This window comes from Streptomyces sp. NPDC034084 (assembly GCF_055575535.1).
The window spans coordinates 508208-528241 of the sequence record NZ_JBVISK010000005.1 but is presented as its reverse complement, the minus strand read 5'-3'; the positions used below and the strand labels follow the sequence as shown (position 1 = coordinate 528241).

The 20034-nt window shown below is 72.2% G+C and carries 19 protein-coding genes and 1 tRNA gene; 9 read left to right on the top strand and 11 right to left on the bottom strand.

Annotation, left to right across the window (positions count from 1 at the left end; translation table 11 throughout):
* Positions 1–34 precede the first annotated feature (34 nt).
* From ACZ51I_RS20995 to ACZ51I_RS20980, 4 genes are all read right to left on the bottom strand, one after another.
* Positions 35–865 (bottom strand): MBL fold metallo-hydrolase, encoded by an 831-nt coding sequence (locus ACZ51I_RS20995; RefSeq protein WP_468877903.1) that lies wholly within the window; start codon positions 863–865, stop codon positions 35–37.
* Entirely contained in the window at positions 862–1749 is an 888-nt protein-coding gene (locus ACZ51I_RS20990; protein ID WP_468877900.1) for an NUDIX hydrolase, read from the bottom strand. The genes ACZ51I_RS20995 and ACZ51I_RS20990 overlap by 4 nt, the downstream gene beginning before the upstream one ends.
* An 87-nt stretch (positions 1750–1836) precedes the next feature.
* Positions 1837–2307: a RidA family protein gene (locus ACZ51I_RS20985; protein ID WP_468877897.1), complete on the bottom strand. Its 471-nt coding sequence runs from the start codon at positions 2305–2307 to the stop codon at positions 1837–1839.
* The gene (locus ACZ51I_RS20980; protein ID WP_015034547.1) at positions 2304–2462 is read right to left on the bottom strand and encodes a DUF4177 domain-containing protein; all 159 of its coding nucleotides are present in this window, start codon (positions 2460–2462) and stop codon (positions 2304–2306) included. The genes ACZ51I_RS20985 and ACZ51I_RS20980 overlap by 4 nt, the downstream gene beginning before the upstream one ends.
* A 157-nt stretch (positions 2463–2619) precedes the next feature.
* Between ACZ51I_RS20980 and bagA the strand changes: the two genes are divergently transcribed.
* Entirely contained in the window at positions 2620–3582 is a 963-nt protein-coding gene (gene bagA / locus ACZ51I_RS20975) for an ATPase BagA (RefSeq protein WP_468877895.1), read from the top strand.
* Positions 3579–5000 carry an ATPase BagB gene (bagB, locus tag ACZ51I_RS20970; RefSeq protein ID WP_468877893.1) on the top strand — a complete coding sequence of 474 codons (1422 nt, stop codon included), beginning with the start codon at positions 3579–3581 and terminating at the stop codon, positions 4998–5000. Before bagA ends, bagB begins: the two co-directional genes overlap by 4 nt.
* Positions 5001–5079: 79 nt before the next feature.
* On the opposite strand, the gene ACZ51I_RS20965 is transcribed toward bagB, so the two are convergent.
* Positions 5080–5424, bottom strand: coding sequence for a WhiB family transcriptional regulator (locus tag ACZ51I_RS20965; protein WP_015034550.1), 345 nt, complete (start codon positions 5422–5424; stop codon positions 5080–5082).
* 416 nt (positions 5425–5840) lie between these two features.
* On the opposite strand from ACZ51I_RS20965, the gene ACZ51I_RS20960 reads away from it, so the two are divergent.
* Entirely contained in the window at positions 5841–8078 is a 2238-nt protein-coding gene (locus ACZ51I_RS20960) for a transglycosylase domain-containing protein (RefSeq protein ID WP_468877890.1), read from the top strand.
* 115 nt (positions 8079–8193) lie between these two features.
* Here ACZ51I_RS20960 and ACZ51I_RS20955 read toward each other — a convergent pair whose 3' ends face one another.
* Entirely contained in the window at positions 8194–8658 is a 465-nt protein-coding gene (locus tag ACZ51I_RS20955) for a GatB/YqeY domain-containing protein (RefSeq protein WP_468877888.1), read from the bottom strand.
* 74 nt (positions 8659–8732) lie between these two features.
* On the opposite strand from ACZ51I_RS20955, the gene ACZ51I_RS20950 reads away from it, so the two are divergent.
* The 3 genes from ACZ51I_RS20950 (at position 8733) to ACZ51I_RS20940 (ending at position 10539) form a co-directional block, all read left to right on the top strand.
* Complete coding sequence (locus ACZ51I_RS20950) at positions 8733–9671, top strand: metallophosphoesterase (RefSeq protein WP_468877886.1); 939 nt, start codon at positions 8733–8735, stop codon at positions 9669–9671.
* An 18-nt stretch (positions 9672–9689) separates the two neighbouring features.
* The gene (locus ACZ51I_RS20945; RefSeq protein ID WP_468877884.1) at positions 9690–10427 is read left to right on the top strand and encodes a Pr6Pr family membrane protein; all 738 of its coding nucleotides are present in this window, start codon (positions 9690–9692) and stop codon (positions 10425–10427) included.
* Between the two features lie 38 nt (positions 10428–10465).
* Positions 10466–10539, top strand: a tRNA-Pro gene (locus tag ACZ51I_RS20940).
* Positions 10540–10623: 84 nt separating this feature from the next.
* Here the strand turns inward: ACZ51I_RS20940 and ACZ51I_RS20935 are convergent.
* Complete coding sequence (locus tag ACZ51I_RS20935) at positions 10624–11337, bottom strand: 4'-phosphopantetheinyl transferase family protein (protein WP_468877881.1); 714 nt, start codon at positions 11335–11337, stop codon at positions 10624–10626.
* A gap of 22 nt (positions 11338–11359) precedes the next feature.
* Positions 11360–12238: a glycosyltransferase family 2 protein gene (locus ACZ51I_RS20930; RefSeq protein WP_468877879.1), complete on the bottom strand. Its 879-nt coding sequence runs from the start codon at positions 12236–12238 to the stop codon at positions 11360–11362.
* Between the two features lie 239 nt (positions 12239–12477).
* On the opposite strand from ACZ51I_RS20930, the gene ACZ51I_RS20925 reads away from it, so the two are divergent.
* Positions 12478–13554, top strand: a complete 1077-nt coding sequence (locus tag ACZ51I_RS20925) for a serine/threonine-protein kinase (RefSeq protein ID WP_468877877.1) — start codon at positions 12478–12480, stop codon at positions 13552–13554.
* A 57-nt stretch (positions 13555–13611) separates the two neighbouring features.
* Here the strand turns inward: ACZ51I_RS20925 and ACZ51I_RS20920 are convergent, their stop codons facing one another.
* Both ACZ51I_RS20920 and ACZ51I_RS20915 read right to left on the bottom strand, forming a co-directional pair.
* Entirely contained in the window at positions 13612–14619 is a 1008-nt protein-coding gene (locus tag ACZ51I_RS20920; protein WP_468877875.1) for a YdcF family protein, read from the bottom strand.
* An 81-nt stretch (positions 14620–14700) separates the two neighbouring features.
* Positions 14701–16092, bottom strand: a complete 1392-nt coding sequence (locus tag ACZ51I_RS20915; protein ID WP_468877873.1) for a tetratricopeptide repeat protein — start codon at positions 16090–16092, stop codon at positions 14701–14703.
* 164 nt (positions 16093–16256) lie between these two features.
* Here ACZ51I_RS20915 and ACZ51I_RS20910 point away from each other — a divergent pair, with 164 nt between their 5' ends.
* A complete protein-coding gene (locus tag ACZ51I_RS20910; protein ID WP_468877871.1) occupies positions 16257–17294 on the top strand; it encodes an Lrp/AsnC family transcriptional regulator in 1038 nt (345 codons plus the stop codon).
* 1 nt (position 17295) lies between these two features.
* Here ACZ51I_RS20910 and ACZ51I_RS20905 read toward each other — a convergent pair whose 3' ends face one another.
* The gene (locus tag ACZ51I_RS20905; RefSeq protein ID WP_468877869.1) at positions 17296–18126 is read right to left on the bottom strand and encodes a class I SAM-dependent methyltransferase; all 831 of its coding nucleotides are present in this window, start codon (positions 18124–18126) and stop codon (positions 17296–17298) included.
* A 62-nt stretch (positions 18127–18188) separates the two neighbouring features.
* Here ACZ51I_RS20905 and ACZ51I_RS20900 point away from each other — a divergent pair, with 62 nt between their 5' ends.
* Complete coding sequence (locus ACZ51I_RS20900; protein WP_468877867.1) at positions 18189–20015, top strand: S9 family peptidase; 1827 nt, start codon at positions 18189–18191, stop codon at positions 20013–20015.
* Positions 20016–20034 lie beyond the last annotated feature (19 nt).

Sequence of the window (20034 nt, the reverse complement as noted above, 5' to 3'; positions counted from 1 at the left end):
CGCCAGACGGCCCCGGAGCAGGGGCCCTGCACGCTCAGACCAGGCCCCGCTCCCTCAGGTACTCCAGCTGCGCCCGTACCGACAGCTCGGCCGCCGGCCACAGGGAGCGGTCCACGTCCGCGTACACGTGGGCGACGACCTCGGCCACCGTCCGGTGCCCGGCCTCGACCGCCGTCTCGACCTGGGCCAGTCGGTTCGCCCGGTGCGCGAGGTAGAACTCCACGGCCCCCTGCGCGTCCTCCAGGACGGGCCCGTGACCCGGCAGAACCGTGTGCACGCCGTCGTCGACGGTCAGCGAGCGCAGCCGCCGCAGCGAGTCCAGGTAGTCCCCGAGCCGCCCGTCCGGGTGCGCGACCATCGTCGTCCCGCGCCCCAGGATCGTGTCACCCGTCACCACCGCCCCGTCGGCAGGCAGGTGGAAGGAGAGCGAGTCCGAGGTGTGGCCGGGCGTCGGGACGACCCGCAGCTCCAGGCCGCCGACCGTCACCACGTCCCCCGCACCGAGCCCCTCGTCACCCAGCCGCAGCGCCGGATCGAGGGCTCGTACGGCCGTCCCTGTCAGCTCGGCGAAACGGCCCGCGCCCTCCGCGTGGTCCGGGTGGCCGTGGGTCAGGAGGGTCAGCGCGACCCGCTTGCCGAGCTTCTCGGCGGTGTCGATCACATGGCGCAGATGGCCCTCGTCGAGCGGCCCTGGGTCGACGACGACGGCGAGGCCGGAGCCGGGCTCGGAGAGCAGCCAGGTGTTGGTGCCGTCGAGGGTCATCGCGGAGGGATTCGGTGCCAGGACGTTCACGGCGCGGTCGGTCGCGGGCCCGGAGACCACGAGCCCGCGCGGCTGGCCGGGCAGGGCGGCGGCGTCGCTCATCGCGCGCCCCCGGTCGGGATGACCTTGGTGAACTCCTCGTGCCCCGGCCAGCTCAGGACCAGCTCCTCGCCCTCCAGGCGCGCCTGTGCGAGGACGGGGGTCATGTCCTGCTCCTCCGCCGCCGCCAGCGCCTCCGCGGCCGTCCCGTACGGCTCCAGGGTGCGCAGGGTCGAGATCGTCGGCGGCATCATCGTCAGCTCGCCCCGGTCGTAGCCGGCCGCGGCCTCCGCCGGGCGGATCCAGACCGTGCGGTCCGCCTCCCCGGAGACGTCGCGGGTGAGCTGGCCGGCCGGGAGCGCCGCCACGAAGAACCAGGTGTCGAACCGGCGCTGCTCGAACTCCGGGGTGATCCAGCGGGCCCACGCGCCGAGCAGGTCCGAGCGCAGGACGAGCCCGCGCCGGTCGAGGAAGTCGGCGAAGGAGAGCTCACGGGCGACGAGCGCCACTCTGTCCCGCTCCCACTCCTCGCCGGTCGTGTCGCCGACGACGCCGTCCGCGGTCGCCCCGGCGAGCAGCACGCCCGCCTCCTCGAACGTCTCGCGCACGGCGGCGCAGACCACGGCCTGGGCCTCCGCCGGGTCGTCGAGCCCGAGCCGGGCCGCCCACGCCTCCAGGGACGGGCCCGCCCAGCGCACCGGCTGCTCGTCGCGCGGGTCGACCCCACCGCCGGGGTAGGCGTACGCACCGCCCGCGAAGGCCATCGACGTACGGCGGCGCAGCATGTGGACGTCGGGCCCTGCGGCCCCGTCCCGCAGCAGCAGGACGGTGGCGGCGCGCCGGGGCGTCACCGGGGTGAGCTCACCGGCGGCGAGGGCGCGGATGCGGTCGGGCCACTCGGGCGGGTACCACTGACCGTTCGACTGCTTCGACTGACCATTCGGCATGGCCGGATGCTATGCGCAAGCATCGGAATGCACGAGAGCCGGTTTCCCAGGGCTGTGGAAAACCGGCTCTTCGTCGTACGGAGACGGTCAGGCCTCGACGAGCTCGACCTGGACCTCGACCTCGACCGGCGCGTCGAGCGGCAGCACGGTCACGCCGACGGCGCTGCGGGCGTGCACGCCCTTCTCGCCGAGGATCTCGCCGAGCAGCTCGCTGGCGCCGTTGATCACGCCGGGCTGACCGGTGAAGTCGGCGGCGGAGGCGACGAAGCCGACGACCTTCACGACGCGCTTGATGCGGTCGAGGTCACCGGCGACCGACTTCACGGCCGCGAGCGCGTTGAGCGCGCAGCGGGCGGCGAGCTCCTTGGCCTCCTCGGCGGTCACCTCGGCGCCGACCTTGCCGGTCGTCGGCAGGGCGCCGTTCACCATCGGGAGCTGGCCCGAGGTGTAGACGTACACGCCGGACTGCACGGCCGGCTGGTACGAGGCGATCGGCGGCACGACGTCCGGCAGGGTCAGTCCGAGTTCGGCGATCCGCGCCTCGACGGCCCCGCTCACGACTTGGCCCGCTTCAGGTAGGCCACGAGCTGCTCGGGGTTGTTCGGCCCGGGTACGACCTGGACGAGCTCCCAGCCGTCCTCGCCCCAGGTGTCCAGAATCTGCTTGGTCGCGTGCACCAGAAGCGGCACCGTGACGTACTCCCACTTGGTCATGGGGCCGACTGTATCCGCTGCCGCGGGGCTGCCCTCCGAGGCGGCCCCCTCCCGCCCGCCCGAGGCCCGCCCCGGGCTCCCCCGAGGCTCCCCCTAGGTGGCTTCTCCGGGGCGGCCTGCTGATTGCGCGCGGCCGCCAGTGGTTAGGCTCGACTGCGTGAGCAGGCTCCAGGTCGTCAGTGGCAAGGGCGGTACCGGTAAGACGACGGTCGCCGCCGCCCTCGCCCTCGCCCTCGCGACGGAGGGGAAGCGGACCCTTCTCGTCGAGGTCGAAGGCAGACAGGGCATCGCACAGCTCTTCGAGACGGAGGCCCTTCCGTACGAGGAGCGCAAGATCGCCGTCGCGCCGGGCGGCGGCGAGGTGTACGCGCTGGCGATCGACGCCGAGCGCGCGCTCCTCGACTACCTCCAGATGTTCTACAAACTGGGCGGCGCGGGGCGGGCGCTGAAGAAGCTCGGGGCGATCGACTTCGCGACGACGATAGCGCCGGGCGTCCGGGACGTGCTGCTGACCGGCAAGGCGTGCGAGGCGGTGCGGCGGCGCGAGAAGCACGGCGGCCACACCTACGACCACGTGGTCATGGACGCACCGCCCACCGGCCGCATCACCCGCTTCCTCAACGTGAACGACGAGGTCGCGGGCCTGGCCAGGATCGGCCCGATACACAACCAGGCGCAGGCCGTCATGCGGGTCCTCAAGTCTCCCGAGACGGCGGTGCACCTGGTGACGCTCCTGGAGGAGATGCCGGTCCAGGAGACCGCCGACGGCATCGCGGAGCTGAGAGCGGCCGAACTGCCGGTGGGCCGGGTCGTGGTGAACATGGTCCGCCCGCACGTCCTCGACGAGGCGGCGGTACGGGCCGCCTCCGGCGACCACCGGGACGCGATCGCGCGGACCCTGGTCTCCGCCGGCGTCACGGCCGGCGCGCGCCTGGTCGAGCCGCTGCTCGACCAGGCGGCCGAGCACGCGCGGCGGGTGGAGCTGGAGCGGACGCAGCGGGCGGTCCTGGACGGCGTCGGCGTCCCCTCGTACGAACTCCCCTACCTCGGGGACGGGGCGGACATCGCCGGGCTCTACCGGCTGGCGAGGGAACTGCGGAAGCAAGGGGTGGGCGCGTGACGAAGGAAGCGGGCGCCGAGACCGGGCTCGACGAAACCGGGTCTCGCGCGGAGGGGCCCGACGGGACCTCGTCCGTCACGGAGGGCGCCGTCGCCGAGGCCGGGCTCGGCCGGGCCCCCGTCCTCGAGCTGGACCCGCTCCTCGACGACCGGGGTACCCGCATCATCGTCTGCTGCGGCTCGGGCGGGGTCGGCAAGACGACCACGGCGGCGGCGCTCGGGGTGCGGGCGGCGGAGCGCGGCCGGCGGGTCGTCGTCCTCACCATCGACCCGGCGCGCCGGCTCGCCCAGTCCATGGGCATCGACTCCCTGGACAACACGCCCCGCAAGGTCGACGGCATCAAGGGGTCCGACGGCGGCGAACTGCACGCCATGATGCTCGACATGAAGCGGACCTTCGACGAGATCGTCGAGGCGCACGCGGAGCCCGAGCGGGCGCGGGCGATCCTGGAGAACCCCTTCTACCAGTCCCTGTCGGCCGGATTCGCCGGTACGCAGGAGTACATGGCGATGGAGAAGCTGGGTCAGCTCCGGGCTCGCGACGAGTGGGACCTGATCGTCGTCGACACCCCGCCGTCCCGGTCCGCGCTGGACTTCCTGGACGCGCCGAAGCGGCTCGGGTCGTTCCTCGACGGGAAGTTCATCAAGCTGCTGATGGCACCGGCGAAGGTGGGCGGCCGGGCCGGGATGAAGTTCCTCAACGTCGGCATGTCGATGATGACGGGGACGCTGGGCAAGCTGCTGGGGGGTCAGTTCCTCAAGGACGTGCAGACGTTCGTGGCGGCGATGGACACGATGTTCGGCGGTTTCCGGACCCGGGCGGACGCCACGTACAAGCTCCTGCAGGCACCGGGCACGGCCTTCCTGGTGGTCGCCACACCGGAGCGGGACGCGCTGCGTGAGGCCGCCTACTTCGTGGAGCGGCTGGCCGCCGAGGAGATGCCGCTGGCCGGCCTCGTCCTCAACCGCGTCCACGGCAGCGGCGCCGCCCGGCTGTCGGCCGAGCGGGCGCGTGCGGCCGCGGAAAATCTTGACGAGGGGCGCATTGTGGATCAGGGGGACGGGAAGGCTGGTCTGGGTGGCTCCCCGGCCATCGCGCACCAGCCCGAGCAGCAGCCCGAGCCGAACGATCTCGCCACCGCCGCCGCAGCACACCCCGTACCCGAGGCTGCCCCCACAGCCGACCCGGCACAGGAAACAGACGTCGACGTACGTCATCTCACCGCGGGACTCCTCCGCCTGCATGCCGAGCGCATGCGGGTGCTCGCGCGTGAGCAGCGCACACGCGACCGCTTCGCCGCGCTCCATCCCGAGGTGGCGGTGACCGAGGTGGCCGCCCTGCCCGGCGATGTGCACGACCTCGCCGGGCTGCGGGCCATCGGTGACCGGCTCACGGCGGGGCGGACGCCCTCGGCCTGAGCCGTCTCGCATACGAGTACCCGCCTGTACCCGTACTCGTACTCTCCCTCGTTCCCGTACGTGCTCGTACGGACCGGGGCTAACCGACCGCCGCGTACGCCTCGTACGTCGCGTCGTCCTCGATCGCCACGGGGAGCAGGCCGGCTCCGCGCTCGTACTCCGTCCGCGCGGTCTCCAGGAGCCGGCGCCACGAGGTGACGGTCGGCCTCCGGCGCAGCAGGGCGCGTCGCTCGCGCTCCGTCATGCCGCCCCACACGCCGAACTCCACGCGGTTGTCGAGGGCGTCGGCGAGACATTCGGTCCGCACCGGACATCCGGTGCACACCGCCTTCGCCCTGTTCTGCGCCGCTCCCTGCACGAAAAGTTCATCCGGATCGGTAGTGCGGCAGGCCGCCTGCGCACTCCAGTCAGCTACCCAGCCCATACCGGCGCCGTCCTCTCCCGAATCGAGGCTCCCCCACGGCGGCAGCGGCATATTCACCGCTGCCAGTTGGGACGTTACGGAAGGTGGGCACAGCGCAACACCCCCTTCGGGCCCAATCTTGAATGGTCCGAACGGACTATGCGTGCGCGTCAGATCACCCAGGGGAGTGATCGAAGGACATGCGTGTGATAGCGGACATACCGCTCGGATATGCCCATCCCCGACGGCCCCGCTTCGGGCACCGCGTGACGCATGAGCCGGAATCGGACACGAGGTTCCCGCGCTTCGGGGTCACGGGAATTCATGCCGATGTCACACCCGGGTCTTGATGCACGACCGCATTGCTGTGACAGTTGGGAGCAGCTTAGGCCAAGGCATATACGTGTGTCCGGCGATTGAGAACGTAGGCTGCCCCCATGGCAAAGAAGCGCTCGGGCGGTGGTCTGACCGGGACCCAGCAGGCCGCCAAGTTCCTCGGTGTCAGTGTGCTCGCCGGAGCCGTGCTGGCGGGCATCGCCCTGCCCGCGGCCGGGGCACTCGGGCTGGCCGCGAAGGGGACGGTGGAGGGGTTCGACGAGATCCCCTCCAACCTGAAGACCCCACCGCTGAGTCAGCGCACCACGATCCTGGACGCCGAGGGCGGCCTCATCGCCACGGTGTACTCGCGGGACCGGAAGGTCGTGTCGCTGGACAAGATCTCCCCGTACATGCAGAAGGCGATCGTCGCGATCGAGGACGGGCGCTTCTACGAGCACGGGGCGATCGACCTCAAGGGCGTGCTGCGCGCCATCAACCGCAACGCCCAGTCGGGCGGGGTCGCGCAGGGCGCGTCCACGCTGACCCAGCAGTACGTGAAGAACGTCTTCGTCGAGGAGGCCGGTGACGACCCCGAGAAGGTCGCGCAGGCCACCCAGCAGACCATCGGCCGCAAGGTCCGCGAGCTGAAGTTCGCGATCCAGGTCGAGGAGGAGCTGGGCAAGAAGAAGATCCTGGAGAACTACCTCAACATCACCTTCTTCGGGCAGCAGGCCTACGGCATCGAGGCCGCGTCCCAGCGGTACTTCTCCAAGCACGCCGCCGACCTGGACCTGGGCGAGGCGGCGATGATGGCCGGTCTCGTCCAGTCGCCGAGCCGCTACGACCCGATCAACGACATCCAGGAAGCCACCAAGCGCCGCAACGTGGTCCTCCAGCGGATGGCCGACGTGAAGGACATCAGCCAGGCCGAGGCGGACAAGGCGAAGGCCACTCCGCTCAAGCTGAAGGTCAAGACCCCGAGGAACGGCTGCATCACCGCCGTCGACGGCGCCGGCTTCTTCTGCGACTACGTCCGCAAGACGATCCTCGGCGACCCGGTCTTCGGCAAGACGTCCGAGGACCGGCAGAAGCTGTGGAACCTGGGTGGTCTCACCATCAGGACCACGCTCGACCCGCGCGCGCAGGCCGCCGCCAACGAGGCCGCCATCGCGAAGGTCAACAAAGACGACCCGGTCGCCGCCTCGGTGGTGCAGGTCGAGCCCAAGACCGGCCGCATCCTGTCGATGGGCCAGTCCCGCCCGTACGGCCTGGACCAGAAGCAGCACCAGACGACGCTGAACCTCGCCGTCGGCAGCAAGATGGGTGGCACGACGTACGGCTTCCAGGTCGGCTCGACCTTCAAGCCGATCACGGCGGCGGCGGCCCTGGAGAAGGGCATCAGCCCGGCGACGAGCTTCAACGACCCGGCCCAGATCAACATCCCGGAGCGCGACTACACCCGCTGTGACGGCAAGCCCGCGGGGTACGCGAACTGGGAGGTGAACAACGAGACCGAGTCGGAGAAGGGCGTCTTCGACATGACCAGCGCCCTCGGCAAGTCCATCAACACGTACTTCGCCAAGCTGGAGAAGATGGCCGGTCTCTGCGAGACGCTGACGATGGCGAAGAACGTCGGCTACGACCGCGAGCTGGGCAAGCCCATCAAGCAGAGCCCGTCCGTCACCCTCGGCAGCATCGAGAGCACCCCGCTCGACATGGCGTCCGTCTACGCGACCTTCGCGAACCGCGGCATGTACTGCACCCCGGTCGCCATCGAGTCGATCAAGGCGGCCAACGGCGACAAGCTGAACGTGCCGCAGACCAAGTGCACGCGCGCGATGAGCGACCGGACCGCCGACACCATCAACCAGATGCTGAAGGGCGTCGTCGAGGACGGCACCGGTACGAAGGCCGGTCTCAGCGACCGCGACAACGCGGGCAAGACCGGTACCACCAACGACCGCAAGGACGCCTGGTTCGTCGGCTACACGCCGAACCTGTCCACCGCCGTCTGGGTCGGTGACGATGTCGGCAAGAAGGACTCGATGTACGACATCACCATCGGCGGCGAGTACTACGACAAGGTCTGCGGTGGCTGTCTCCCCGGCCCGATCTGGAAGATCGCGATGACGGGCGCCCTGGACGCCGGCCAGACCCCGGGCTTCGTGCCCGTCTCCGTGCCGCGGGCCCAGAAGCCCAAGGACGAGGAGAAGGAGGGCGACGAGGGCCCGAACAAGCCCCGGAAGCCCGCCGACGGCAAGCCCGGCGACACCGACCCGATCGGCGGGATCACGATCCCGCCGGATCTGATCGGCGGCGGCGACGGCCGCGGCAACGGACGCGGTGGACACCACTGACGTGCTGAGCTGACGCGGTGATACGCGAGAAGGGCGCCCCACCTGACCGGTGGGGCGCCCTTCTCGTTCACGGCTGCTGGTGAGTCCTACGGGCGCCACCGGGCCCGGTCGCCTTTCAGCCCGCGAGCAGCTTCTTCACCGCGGCGGCGACACGGCCGCCCTCGGCCTGGCCGGCCACCTTCGGGTTCACGATCTTCATGACGGCGCCCATGGCGCGCGGCCCCTCGGCGCCTCCCGCCTTCGCCTCCTCGACGGCCGCCGCGACGATGCCGTCGAGCTCCTCGTCGCTGAGCTGCTTCGGCAGGTAAGCGTCGAGAAGGAGGCCTTCGGCCTTCTCGCGCTCGGCGGACTCGGGGCGACCGCCCTTGGCGAAGGCGTCCGCGGCCTCGCGGCGCTTCTTGGCCTCCTTCGCGATCACCTTCTGCACCTCGTCGTCGGAGAGTTCGCGCTTGGTCGTGCCCGCGACCTCCTCCTTCGTGATCGCGGTGATGGTGAGCCGCAGAGTCGAGGAGCGCAGTTCGTCGCGCTCCCGGATCGCGGCGTTGAGGTCGTCCTGGAGCTTCGCCTTGAGCGTGGTCATGGGCTCAAGTGTGGCAGGTGACCCGCCCGTACCGCCCGCGCATTTCGGCTCAGCGGGTCTGCGACGATGGGGGGATGCGCGCACGGTACGGCATCCCCCTGAAGATCACGGCAGGCCTCACGGCGACGGCGGCGGCCGGAATCGTCTACGCGGCCGGGTTCGAGGCCCGCTCCTACCGGCTCCGCCGGGTGACGGTCCCGGTCCTCCCACGCGGCATGCGCGACCTGCGGGTCCTCCAGGTCTCGGACATCCACATGGTGAGCGGCCAGCGCAAGAAGCGGGCCTGGCTGCAGTCCCTCGCGGGGCTCCGCCCCGACTTCGTCGTCAACACCGGTGACAACCTCTCCGACCCGGACGCGGTGCCGGAGGTCCTCGACGCGCTCGGGCCGCTGATGGAGTTCCCCGGCGTGTACGTCTTCGGGTCCAACGACTACTACGGGCCCCGGCTGCGCAACCCCGCCCGCTACCTGCTGGAGAAGGCGCAGGGCCGCCACGGCCTCAACGGCAACAAGCCCGTCGTCGGCGCCGTCCACAACCCGTGGGAGGGCATGAAGGACGCCTTCGACGCGGCGGGCTGGGTGGACCTCACCAACAGCCGCGGCCGGCTGAAGCTGCCGCAGGCCGACCTCGCGTTCACCGGCCTGGACGACCCGCACATCAAGCGCGACCGGTACGAGCGGGTGGCCGGCGGCCCCGACGCGTCGGCCGACTTCACGGTGGGCGTCGTGCACGCCCCGTACCTGCGCGCGCTCGACGCCTTCACGGCCGACGGGTACGAGCTGATCCTCGCCGGGCACACTCACGGCGGGCAGCTGTGCATCCCCTTCTACGGGGCGCTCGTCACCAACTGCGACCTGGACACGGACCGCGTGAAGGGCCTTTCCACGCACGCGGTGGGCCACCGCACCTCGTACCTCCACGTCTCGGCGGGGTGCGGCACCAGCCGGTACACCCCCGTCCGCTTCGCCTGCCCGCCCGAGGTCACCCTGCTCACCCTGACGGCGCGCGCCTGAGCGCTTACGGTGGAGGGCATGATCACGCCCCGCACCGCGGCCGTGCCGGCCTCCGCCGTCGTACCCCCCACAGGCCGCCGTCCCCGGGCGGCGGCCTTCCGGGCCCTGATCGCCCTGTGCGCGGCGACAGGCCTGGTCATCGAGTGCGTGTACGGGGACGTGCTCGTCGTGCTGAGCTTCTTCACGATCTGGTCCAACATCCTGGTCGCCGTCGTCCTCGGCCGGGGCGCCGTCCAGGCCTGGACCCGCCGCCCGCCGCTGCCCGCGCTGTGGACCGGCGGGGCGCTGCTCTGCATCGCGGTGGTCGGCCTCGTCTTCCACCTGGTCCTCGACAACGAGGCGAGCGCGTTCAACCAGACCGCCGAGATCGTCCGGCTCACCGGCGCGAAGGCCGTCGCCAACCAGCTCCTCCACACCGTGACCCCGATCGGTACGGCCCTGGACTTCCTGCTGCTCACGGCGCCCGGCGCCCTCCGGTGGCGCCACGCCGCCCAGTGGCTGGCGGCCCCGGGCCTCTACCTCACCTTCGCCCTGGTCCGCGGCGCGCTGATCTCCCCGGACACGCCCACCCGCTACACGTACCCGTTCCTCGACGTGACCGTCCACGGCTACACCGGCGTCCTCACCAACGCCGTAGTCCTCGGCGCGGCCTTCTACCTCCTCGGCCTCGCGATCGTCGGCCTGGACGGCATCCGACCTGCGCCGAGGTCCCGCGAATACCGGATTTCGCCTGAGCGCGCGCGTGGGCTAAAGTAATCGATGTCGCCGCGACGTGAAGAACAGAGCAGCGACATCGGGGTGTAGCGCAGCTTGGCAGCGCGCTTCGTTCGGGACGAAGAGGTCGTGGGTTCAAATCCCGCCACCCCGACAGCTGTAAGACCAGATCAGGGGCCTGATCCGCGAGAGCGGGTCGGGCCCCTGAGTGGTTTCCGGGTGCTTTGCCGTGGCCGGCTCAGGCGTGGGGGTGGGGCGGGAGGGTCCGGTGGACGCTGACCTCGTGCGGGGTCGGGGAGGCCAGCGCGAGGGCGGCTGCGTGGGTGGGGCCGGCCGGGAGGTCGGTGAGGTGCCAGCCGGGGAGGGGGCCGCGGACGTCGTCTGCCGCCAGGTCGCGGCCGAGGCCGGTGCCCAGGCCCTTGAGGTAGGCCTCCTTGCGTGCCCACAGCCGGGCGAAGGCCGTCGGGCGGTCCTGGGGGCGGGTGGCTTCGAGTTCCGCTCGTTCCGCCGGGTGCAGGACCTTCGTGAGCTGGTCGGCGGTCCCGGGCTCGGGTACGGGCTCCGTGTCGACGCCGATCGGAGTCGGGGCGACGCCGATCACGACGAGGCCCCGGGTGTGGGACAGCGAGAACTCCAGCTCCCGGGACGCGAGGACGGGCCGTCCGTGCGGCTCGCCGCAGCACGGACAGGGGTCCCGGGTGAAGTGGAGCTCGCCGGGTGCCGTACCGGTCCGGGCGGACAGGACCGTGCGGAGGGCGACATGGGCGAAGGCGTAGAGGACGCGGTCCGCGTCCCGGAGGTAGGCGGCCACACGGCTGCGCTCCTCCTCGTCCAGGACGGTCAGGTCGAGCGCGGACGGTGAGACCGCCGGTGGGGCGGGCAAGAGCCAAACCCGGACGCCGGTCGTGTCGTCCGCTTCGATGCCGTCGCGGGGAGTCAGTGCCGTACCCATGACCGCCATGCTCCCAGAGTGCCTAGATGACCGGGGGGCGGCCCAAACGGGTCATGCGGAGGACGGTGGTCCAGCGCATCGGGGTTCGGGGCCCGCAGGAACGGCGGACGCCTTCCGCGAAGCCGCCGAACCAGGCCCTGAGGCCCGGGAGGGAGCGGGTGCGGGCCAGGGTCAGGAGGGTCCATACGCCGAGGTAGACGGGGACGAGGAGGGCCGGCAAGTTGCGCTTGGCCAGCCAGACGCGGTTGCGGGCGGTCATCCGGTAGTAGACGGCGTGCCGGGCCGGGCTGGTCTTGGGGTGCTGGAGCAGGAGTTCCGGCGCGTACAGGACCTTCCAGCCGGCGTCGAGGGCCCGCCAGGCGAGGTCGGTCTCCTCGTGGGTGAAGAAGAAGTCCTCGGGCCAGCCGCCGATCCGGTCGAGCATCGCCATCGACAGGCCGTGGCCGCCGCCGAGGAAGGTGGTCACCTCGCCGCCGCGCAGCGGGTCCTTGGCGCCGAGCCGGGGGACGTGCCGGCGCTGGGTCTCGCCGGTCTCGTCGGCGATGCGGAACGAGACGATGCCGAGGGCCGGGTCCGCCTCGTACAGGTCGGCGAGGCGGCGGAAGACGTCCGTGTCGACGAGGAGGCCGTCGTCATCGAGGTCCACCACGATGTCGACGTCGCCGAAGGCGCGCAGCGTCTCGATCGCGACGTTCCGGCCGCCCGAGACGCCCCGGTTCTCCGGGAGTTCGACGCCCGTCACGCCGTCGGGCAGGGCCGGAAGCGATCCGGTGCCGTTGCCGACGACGACGATCCGGGCGGCGGGCTCGTCCTGGCCCGCCACGGCGTCGAGCAGCGCCCGCAGCTCGGCGGGGCGCGTGCCCATCGTCAGTACCGCCACACCCACACGCGGTCGCGCCACGACCCACTCCGTCCCCTGAGACTGTGCACCGGAACGTGCTCCGGGCCGCGATGCTAACCGCCTGTGGACACCTTCCGTTCACCCGGACCACAGGTGTCGTGCACCGGACAGAGGCGCTGAGGGGGGAGGGCGGCGAGGGGCGGGGTCCGGCGGCTCTACGCTGGTTCTCTTCCGTCAGGTTGATCGATCGTCGAAAGGGTGGTCTCCAGGTGCTGGTCGCGGACCGATATCGGCTTCATGTGTGTATCGGCCGGGGCGGCATGGGCGAGGTGTGGCAGGCCACCGACGAGGTCCTCGGCCGGTCCGTGGCCGTGAAGTTGATGCTGGCCCAGGCGACCGACCCCTCCGCCGGTGACCGATTCCGGCTGGAGGCGCAGACCGCCGCGCGGCTGAGCCACCCGCACGTGGTGGGTGTCTTCGACTTCGGCACGTGGGACGGAAAGCTGTTCCTGGTCATGGAGTTGGTCGAGGGCGACAGCCTCGCCGGAAGCCCGTCGAATCCGCTGATCCTGCCCGCCGAGCGGGTCGCGGTCGTCGCCGCGCACGCCGCCGCCGGGCTCGCGGCCGCCCACCGGCAGGGCGTGGTGCACCGGGACATCAAGCCGGGCAACCTGCTCGTCGACTCCGAGGGCACGGTGAAACTGGCCGACTTCGGCATCGCCCGGTTCGTCGACGACCCCTCGGCCGCGCTCACGACGACCGGTCAGATCGTGGGCACGGGGCTCTATCTCGCGCCCGAGCGGGCACTCGGCCAGCCGGCGTCGCCCGCCTCCGACGTGTACTCGCTGGGGTGCGTGCTGTACCAACTCCTCACCGGGAGACCGCCGTTCCGCGCGGACACCGCGACCGCCCTGCTGTACCAGCACATCGACACCGCGCCGATGCCTCCGAGCCGGCTCGGCGCCGCGCTGCCGCCCGAGTTCGAGACGTACCTGCTGAGCCTGCTCGCCAAGAAGCCGGAACAGCGGCCGCCCGCGCAGGCGATCGCGGACTGGTTCTCCTCCGGCGCCTGGCGCTCCTACCCCGGGGCCGGCCCGGTCCGGCAGCAGGCCGCCCATCACCCCGGCTCGGCCACCCCGATGCCCCTGCCCGCGCCGGTGCACACCCCCGCGCCGACCCCGCCGCCGATGAACCGGCCGCCCGCGCCCCGGTCGGCCGCGACCCGGTCCGCGCCCGTCGCCCGGCGGCATCAGAGCGTGGCGAGCACCGGCGGCCTCGCCGAGCTGTCGCGGCGCCGCCCGCGCAAGACGGCCGCGGTGGCCGGGGCCATCGCCTTCGTGGTCTTCCTGATCATCGGGATGGCCTGGCTGTCGTGACGGACCCCGCCCCCGCCCAGTAGGGTCCCCCGCTCCGGCGCCCGGCCGGCCGGGGCGTCATCTCACGAGCCACACCAGGACCCCCAGCAGGATCAGCGTGAGGCAGATCCCGAGGTTGACCACCTTGTACTGGAGGAAGACCGCGGCGAACTCGCGCAGGATCGCCGACGGCCAGAAGTAGGCGGCGGTCGGCGAGCCCACCACCTGGCCGTCCACCCCCGCGCGGCGGGCCATCAGGGCGGCCCGGAAGGCGTGGTAGTTGTTCGTGACGATCACGCAGGAGGAGCCCGGTCTGTCCCGCTCCATCAGTTCCTTGCTGAAGAGCATGTTCTCCTCGGTCGTCCGCGAGCGGTCCTCGCGCACGACCGCCCCGGCCGGGAACCCGCGCTCCACCAGGTAGTCCGCCATCGCGTGCGACTCGGGCAGCTCCTCGTCGGGCCCCTGCCCGCCGGAGGTGATGAGGACGGGCGCCTCCCCGCCCCGGGCGGCCAGCCGCTCGTACACCTCCCGGCCCCGCTCCAGGCGGCTCGCGAGAAGCGGCGGCACCTGGCGGCCGCCCATCAGGCCGGAGCCGAGGACCACGACGTAGTCGGCGTCGCGGCGGAGCCGCGACCGGCCGTACAGGAACGCGTAGCCGACGAAGCAGAGGAAGAGGAACGAGACGTACCCCACCACCAGCAGGGTGGTGCCGGCGATCACGCCCAGGTCCCACGAGCGCGTGACGGCCGCCGTGACGGTCAGGGCTATCACCCCGAACATGCCGAGCCCGGCGAGGAGCGTGAGCAGGTTGGCCGGGCGTCTGCCCTCCCTGCGGACCATCTTCACGCCGTTCGCGCAGAGCAACCCGGCCAGGACCACCGGGCCGAGGCCGAGCACGAGCAGCACGAGGACCATCACGGTCCCGGCGACCCCGGGCGGGGCGTCGTCGATCCCCGTGAGGAGACCGAGCCCGAGGAAGGTGACGGCGAGACCGAGGTACACGGCGTTGCCGAAGCGGCGCCGGTCGCGCAGCACACCCGCCCCGAAGAGCAGCAGAAAGACGGCGGCCACGACGAAGGCGATCATTCCGACATCGTAGGCATCGGGGCCGACGACGGAACGGGGCCCTGTGGACAACCTGCCTCGACGGCTGTGCGGCCGACGCCCTCAGACCTCGCCCGCCAGCGCGAAGAGGCCGCGTCTCGCGCCCTCTTCATATGCTTCCCGCAGCTCCGGGTCGACCAGCAGCGCCCCGAGAGCCTCCTCCCCACGCGTGCGCGTGACGGCGCAGTACTCCGCCGGCCGGTACGAGGAGTCGAAGACCGAGGTCCGCAACAGGTCGACCGCGCCCAGGAGATGGGCCGCGGCACCGTGCTGCCCGTTCATCGCCCGCATCTGGGCCAGGAGTTCCGCCGCGCAGGCAGCGCCCACCGCCGAGCCGAGCCGCAGGTGCTCCCGCAGGGCCCGCCTGGCGTACTCCGCGGCACGCTCCCGGTCCCCGTCCCAGGCGCCGAGTTCGGCCCGTACGTGATACGCCCAGGCCTCGGCGAACATGTCGCGGCCCACCCAGGCCCGGCGGCTCTCCAGGTCCAGGTCCCCCTGGTCCAGCGCCTCCTGCGCGGCCTCCGGGTCGGAGCGGCACAGGGAGAGCGCGAGCCCGACCCAGCAGGCCCGCCGGGTCGGCCCGAACTCCGGGTGCTCGTCCATGAGGGCGAGGGCCTCCCGGAACTCGGCCGCCGCCGCGCGCGTACGCCCCTGGTAGAGGGCGCACGCTCCGCGCAGATGGGCCAGGAGCGCCAGGCAGCGCTCGTCGCCGTCCCGTACGGCCGCCGCCCACGCCTGGGCGAGGAGTGGGTCGGCGTCCTCGGGGCGGCCCGACTCCAGCTCCAGGAAGGCCGCCAGCCACAGGGCGCGTGCGGACGGTGGTCCCGGGTGCAGGCTGAGGGCGTGCCGCAGCCGGGAGCGGCCCTCGGCGATCCGCCCACAGGCCACCCACAGGAACCACAGGGAGACCACGATCTCGACGGACGTCTCGGCCTCGGCGCGCGGCGAGAGCGGCGCGGTCGTCGGGTCCATGGCGGCGGCCAGGTCCGGGAGTTCACGCAGCGCGAGGTCCCGGGCGTCCACCTGCCGGCCCCGCTGCCACCAGTCGGCGGCCCGCCGGGCCACCTTCACGCACCACCTGCGGTGACGCAGGAGGACGGCCCAGCGGTCACCGCGCGCGGTGAGCCGGCGGGCGCCGACAGCACGCATCGGGGGCGGCATCCAGTAGCGGGGCAGGCCGTCCTCGCCGTCGAAGAGGTCGTCCACGGGGAGGAGGGCGAGCGGCGCCAGCCGGTCCAGTACCGCCTGGATCCCGCCGCCGGGCAGCGGGCCGGAGGCACAGACCTCGCGGACGGCCTCCCGGCCGAAGGCCCCCTCGAAGACGGACAGCCGCTCCCACAGGAGCTGCTCGATCGGGCCGCAGCTCTCGTAACCGCGCTCGGCCGCGGCGATCTGGTCAAGGCCGACCGGTTCGCCCCACAGACGTTCGGACTCCGGTGGTTCTCCTGCCCACATGTGCTCCAGCCCCCGTGTCAGGTCTCCGCCCCTCTCCTGTGACTTAGGACGGATTCAATGGAAATCGGCCGGCGTCGCGGCTTGAATGCCTTTGCCCGGGTCCACATCCTGGGGCCTTCCCGTGCCCACGCCCAGGGTTTCCCCGGGATCGACCAAGGAGGCACATGCATACCAGGGAATCCGTCCTGGGGGAGGTGGATCTGGCGCTGATCCACGCACTCCAGATCGCGCCGCGCGCCAGCTGGACCCAGCTCGCGGGCGTGCTCGCCGTGAGCGCGGACACCCTCGCGCGGCGCTGGGAGACCCTCACCGCGGGCGGGTACGCCTGGAGTTCACTGCTCACCGCCCGGCGCGGCGCGGAAGCCACCCTGTACGCGTGGGTCGAGCTGGAGTGCGTCGCCGGCGCCGCCGAGGCCACCGCGATCGAGGTCGCGGGCGACCCGTACACCCTCGGCGTCCACCAGGTGACCGGGGACGCGGATCTGGTGCTGCTCGTCAACTGCCCGGATCTGTACGCCCTCGACGGCTATCTCGCCGGGCGGGTGCGGCGGCTCCCCGGAGTGCTCAGGGCCCGTACGCAGGTCGTCACCCAGCTGCACAACCGCCCGTACCGCTCGCGGATCGAGCAGCTCACCCCGGCGCAGGTGCGGCACCTCACCGAGATCACCGGCGGCGACCGGCGGAACCGCTCCCCCGCGCGCGCGTACCCGCACGTCACGGAGCTCGACCAGCGGATCGCCGCGGAGCTGGCGGGTGACGCCCGGCGCAGTGCCGCCGAACTGGCCCGGCAGTGCGGCACGAGCGAGTCGACCGTACGCCGCAGGCTGGACCTCCTCGGCGCGGCCGGAGTCTTCCACCACCACTGCCTGCCGGCCCCGCGCTTCTCCGGGCGGCCGGTGTGGGCGCTGGTCACGGCGGACGTGCCACCCCTGGACGTGGCCGAGACGGTGGCCTCGCTGACCCGGCTGCGGCAGACCCGGGTGGTCACCTCGGTCACCGGGCCGCACAACCTGGCGCTCGCCATGTGGCTCCGTACGGTCGAGGAAGTCCACGACGTGACGGCGGCCCTGGTGCGGGCCGCGCCGGCGCTGCGGATCACGGGCACGGCGGTGTCCCTGCGCACCCACAAGATCGGCGCGCAGGTCCTCGGCCCGGACGGCCGGCGCACCCACCACATACGGCCGGCGACCGGCGACGCCTGACTCAGGCCGGGCGGGACGCCTTGACCGAGTACATCAGGGGGATGCGGGGGCGGTCCGCGGGGAAGCGGTAGCAACCGTCCTCGTGCCGCTGGAGGGCCCCGTAGCGGGGGAAGAGCGAGGCGTCGTGCTCGTGCAGGAACTCGATGCGCAGACCGGCCCTCGCGAGCGCCGTGACGACCTCGCCGACGGGGTGCACCCACTCCACGCTGCGGTTGTGGACGGTGACGGCGTCGAGGTCGGCGTACGTTCCCGGGGTGGTGTCCACCCACGGGTCGCGGACGAAGTAGTCGTGCACGACCCGGCTGCCCGTCTCGTCGTCGAGCGAGTCGGTCAGCGGATGGAACTCGGCCACGTAGAGGAAGCCGCCCGGGGCGACGAGGGAGGCGGCGGTCTCCGCCCAGCGTTCGATGTCGGGCAGCCAGCACAGCGCCCCGCTGCCGGTGTAGACGATGTCGTACGACCGGTCCGGGACGGCCTCGGCGGCGTCGTACACGTCGGCGGCGACGAAGGCGGCGCGCTCCTGCGAGAAGCCCAGGTCGGCGGCGAGCGAGCGGGCGGTCTCGACGGCAGGCTCGGAGAAGTCGAGACCGACGACCTGGGAGGCGCCGTGCCGGGCCCAGGAGAGGGTGTCCAGGCCGATGTGGCACTGGAGGTGGAGCAGGGAGCGCCCGGTGACGTCGCCGACCTCCGCGAGCTCGAAGTCCCGCAGGGCGTCCTTGCCCGCACGGAAGGTGTCGAGGTCGTAGAACTCGCTGGCGGCGTGGATCGGGACGCGCTCGTCCCACTTCGCGCGGTTGGCCTCGCGCCAGTCCTCGGGGGTCGGAGAGTACATGCCGGCGAGGTTATCCACAGGCTGCGGAGGACGCGACCCGATTGTCGGCCGCGCGGAGCATGATGGATGCCATGACTACCGAGAGCAAGCACAGCGACACCCCCGTCTGGGAGCAGCGCTTCCGGGCACCCCGCGTCTCCCTGCCCGAGTGGGCCGAGGAGGCACCGGACCGCTCACTCTTCGTGTCCAACGCGACGGGGACGTACGAGTTGTACGCCTGGGACCGGGCGACCGGCGAGCAGCGTCAGGTCACGGACCGGCCGAACGGGACGACGGACGGCACGCTGTCGCCGGACGGCGCCTCGATCTGGTGGTTCGCGGACACCGACGGGGACGAGTTCGGGGTGTGGATGCGCCAGCCGTTCACGGGCGGCCCGGACGAGCCGGCCATGCCCGGCCTCGCCCCGTCCTATCCGGCCGGACTGGCCATCGGCCGGGAGGGCACGCTCGTGGTGGGCCGCTCCACGGACGAGGACGGCACGACGGTCCATCTCGTACGGCCCGGGGCCGACGCCCCGGTCGAGATCTACCGGCACCGGGAGTCGGCCGGCGTCGGTGACCTCTCGTTCGACGGCTCGCTGATCGCGATCGAGCACACCGAGCACGGGGACGCGATGCATTCGGCGCTGCGCGTGCTGCGCGCCTCGGACGCGGGTGTGGTGGCCGAGCTCGATGACACCAAGGGCGGCACGGAGGAGCTGGGGCTCACGGTCCTCGGCTTCGCCCCGCTGGCCGGGGACACCCGGCTGCTCGTCGGCCACCAGCGGCGGGGCCGGTGGGAGCCGATGCTCTGGGACGTGGCGACGGGTGCCGAGACCGACCTCCGGCTCGATCTGCCGGGCGACGTGTCGGCGGAGTGGTATCCGGACGGTTCGGGTCTGCTGATCGTGCACGGCTTCGAGGCCCGCAGCGAGCTGTGGCGGTACGAGATCGCGACGGGGGCCCTGGTCCGGGTGGAGACCCCGGCCGGTTCGGTGTCGAGCGCGACGGCCCGTCCCGACGGCTCCGTGGAGTACCTGTGGTCCTCGGCCGCCGAGCCGCCGGTGGTGCGCTCCACGGCGGGCAGTGTCGTCCTCGACCCGCCCGGTCCGAAGGCGCCGCCGTCGGTGCCCGTGGAGGACGTGTGGGTGGAGGGACCGGGCGGCAGGGTGCACGCGCTGGTGCAGCGGCCGGCGGAGGGAGAGGGGCCGTTCCCCACGATCTTCGAGGTGCACGGCGGCCCCGCCTGGCACGACAGCGACGCCTTCGCCTCGGGCCCGGCGGCCTGGGTGGACCACGGGTACGCGGTGGTGCGGGTCAACTACCGGGGCTCCACGGGGTACGGCAGGGAGTGGACCGACGCGCTCAAGCACCGGGTCGGTCTGATCGAGCTGGAGGACATCGCCGCGGTCCGGGCCTGGGCGGTGGCGAGCGGCCTCGCCGACCCGGAGCGGCTCGTCCTGTCGGGGGGCTCCTGGGGCGGCTACCTGACGCTGCTCGGTCTGGGCACCCAGCCGGACGACTGGGCGGTCGGGCTCGCGGCGGTGCCCGTCGCGGACTACGTGACGGCGTACGAGGACGAGATGGAGGCCCTCAAGGCGCTGGACCGGACGCTTCTGGGCGGCTCCCCCGAGGAGGTGCCCGAGCGGTACGCGGCCTCGTCGCCGCTGACGTACGTGGACGCGGTGAAGGCCCCGGTGCACGTGACGGCCGGCGTGAACGACCCGCGCTGCCCGATCCGCCAGATCGACAACTACGTGGACCGGCTGGCGGCCCGGGGCGCGGTGCACGAGGTGTACCGGTACGACGCGGGGCACGGCTCCCTGGTGGTGGAGGAGCGGATCAAGCAGGTCGCCCTGGACCTCGACTTCGCGGCGAGACACCTGGGGACCCGGGCTGCGGGAGCCTGAGCCGGCTTGCGTACCGTGG

Excerpts from the sequence above, each read along its gene's own strand:
- ACZ51I_RS20995 (WP_468877903.1), bottom strand. The coding sequence starts at position 865 with ATGAGCGACGCCGCCGCCCTGCCCGGCCAGCCGCGCGGGCTCGTGGTC.
- ACZ51I_RS20990 (WP_468877900.1), bottom strand. The coding sequence starts at position 1,749 with ATGCCGAATGGTCAGTCGAAGCAGTCGAACGGTCAGTGGTACCCGCCC.
- ACZ51I_RS20980 (WP_015034547.1), bottom strand. The coding sequence starts at position 2,462 with ATGACCAAGTGGGAGTACGTCACGGTGCCGCTTCTGGTGCACGCGACC.
- ACZ51I_RS20965 (WP_015034550.1), bottom strand. The coding sequence starts at position 5,424 with ATGGGCTGGGTAGCTGACTGGAGTGCGCAGGCGGCCTGCCGCACTACC.
- ACZ51I_RS20960 (WP_468877890.1), top strand. The coding sequence starts at position 5,841 with ATGGCAAAGAAGCGCTCGGGCGGTGGTCTGACCGGGACCCAGCAGGCC.
- ACZ51I_RS20955 (WP_468877888.1), bottom strand. The coding sequence starts at position 8,658 with ATGACCACGCTCAAGGCGAAGCTCCAGGACGACCTCAACGCCGCGATC.
- ACZ51I_RS20950 (WP_468877886.1), top strand. The coding sequence starts at position 8,733 with ATGCGCGCACGGTACGGCATCCCCCTGAAGATCACGGCAGGCCTCACG.
- ACZ51I_RS20945 (WP_468877884.1), top strand. The coding sequence starts at position 9,690 with ATGATCACGCCCCGCACCGCGGCCGTGCCGGCCTCCGCCGTCGTACCC.
- ACZ51I_RS20935 (WP_468877881.1), bottom strand. The coding sequence starts at position 11,337 with ATGGGTACGGCACTGACTCCCCGCGACGGCATCGAAGCGGACGACACG.
- ACZ51I_RS20920 (WP_468877875.1), bottom strand. The coding sequence starts at position 14,619 with ATGATCGCCTTCGTCGTGGCCGCCGTCTTTCTGCTGCTCTTCGGGGCG.
- ACZ51I_RS20915 (WP_468877873.1), bottom strand. The coding sequence starts at position 16,092 with ATGTGGGCAGGAGAACCACCGGAGTCCGAACGTCTGTGGGGCGAACCG.
- ACZ51I_RS20910 (WP_468877871.1), top strand. The coding sequence starts at position 16,257 with ATGCATACCAGGGAATCCGTCCTGGGGGAGGTGGATCTGGCGCTGATC.
- ACZ51I_RS20905 (WP_468877869.1), bottom strand. The coding sequence starts at position 18,126 with ATGTACTCTCCGACCCCCGAGGACTGGCGCGAGGCCAACCGCGCGAAG.
- ACZ51I_RS20900 (WP_468877867.1), top strand. The coding sequence starts at position 18,189 with ATGGATGCCATGACTACCGAGAGCAAGCACAGCGACACCCCCGTCTGG.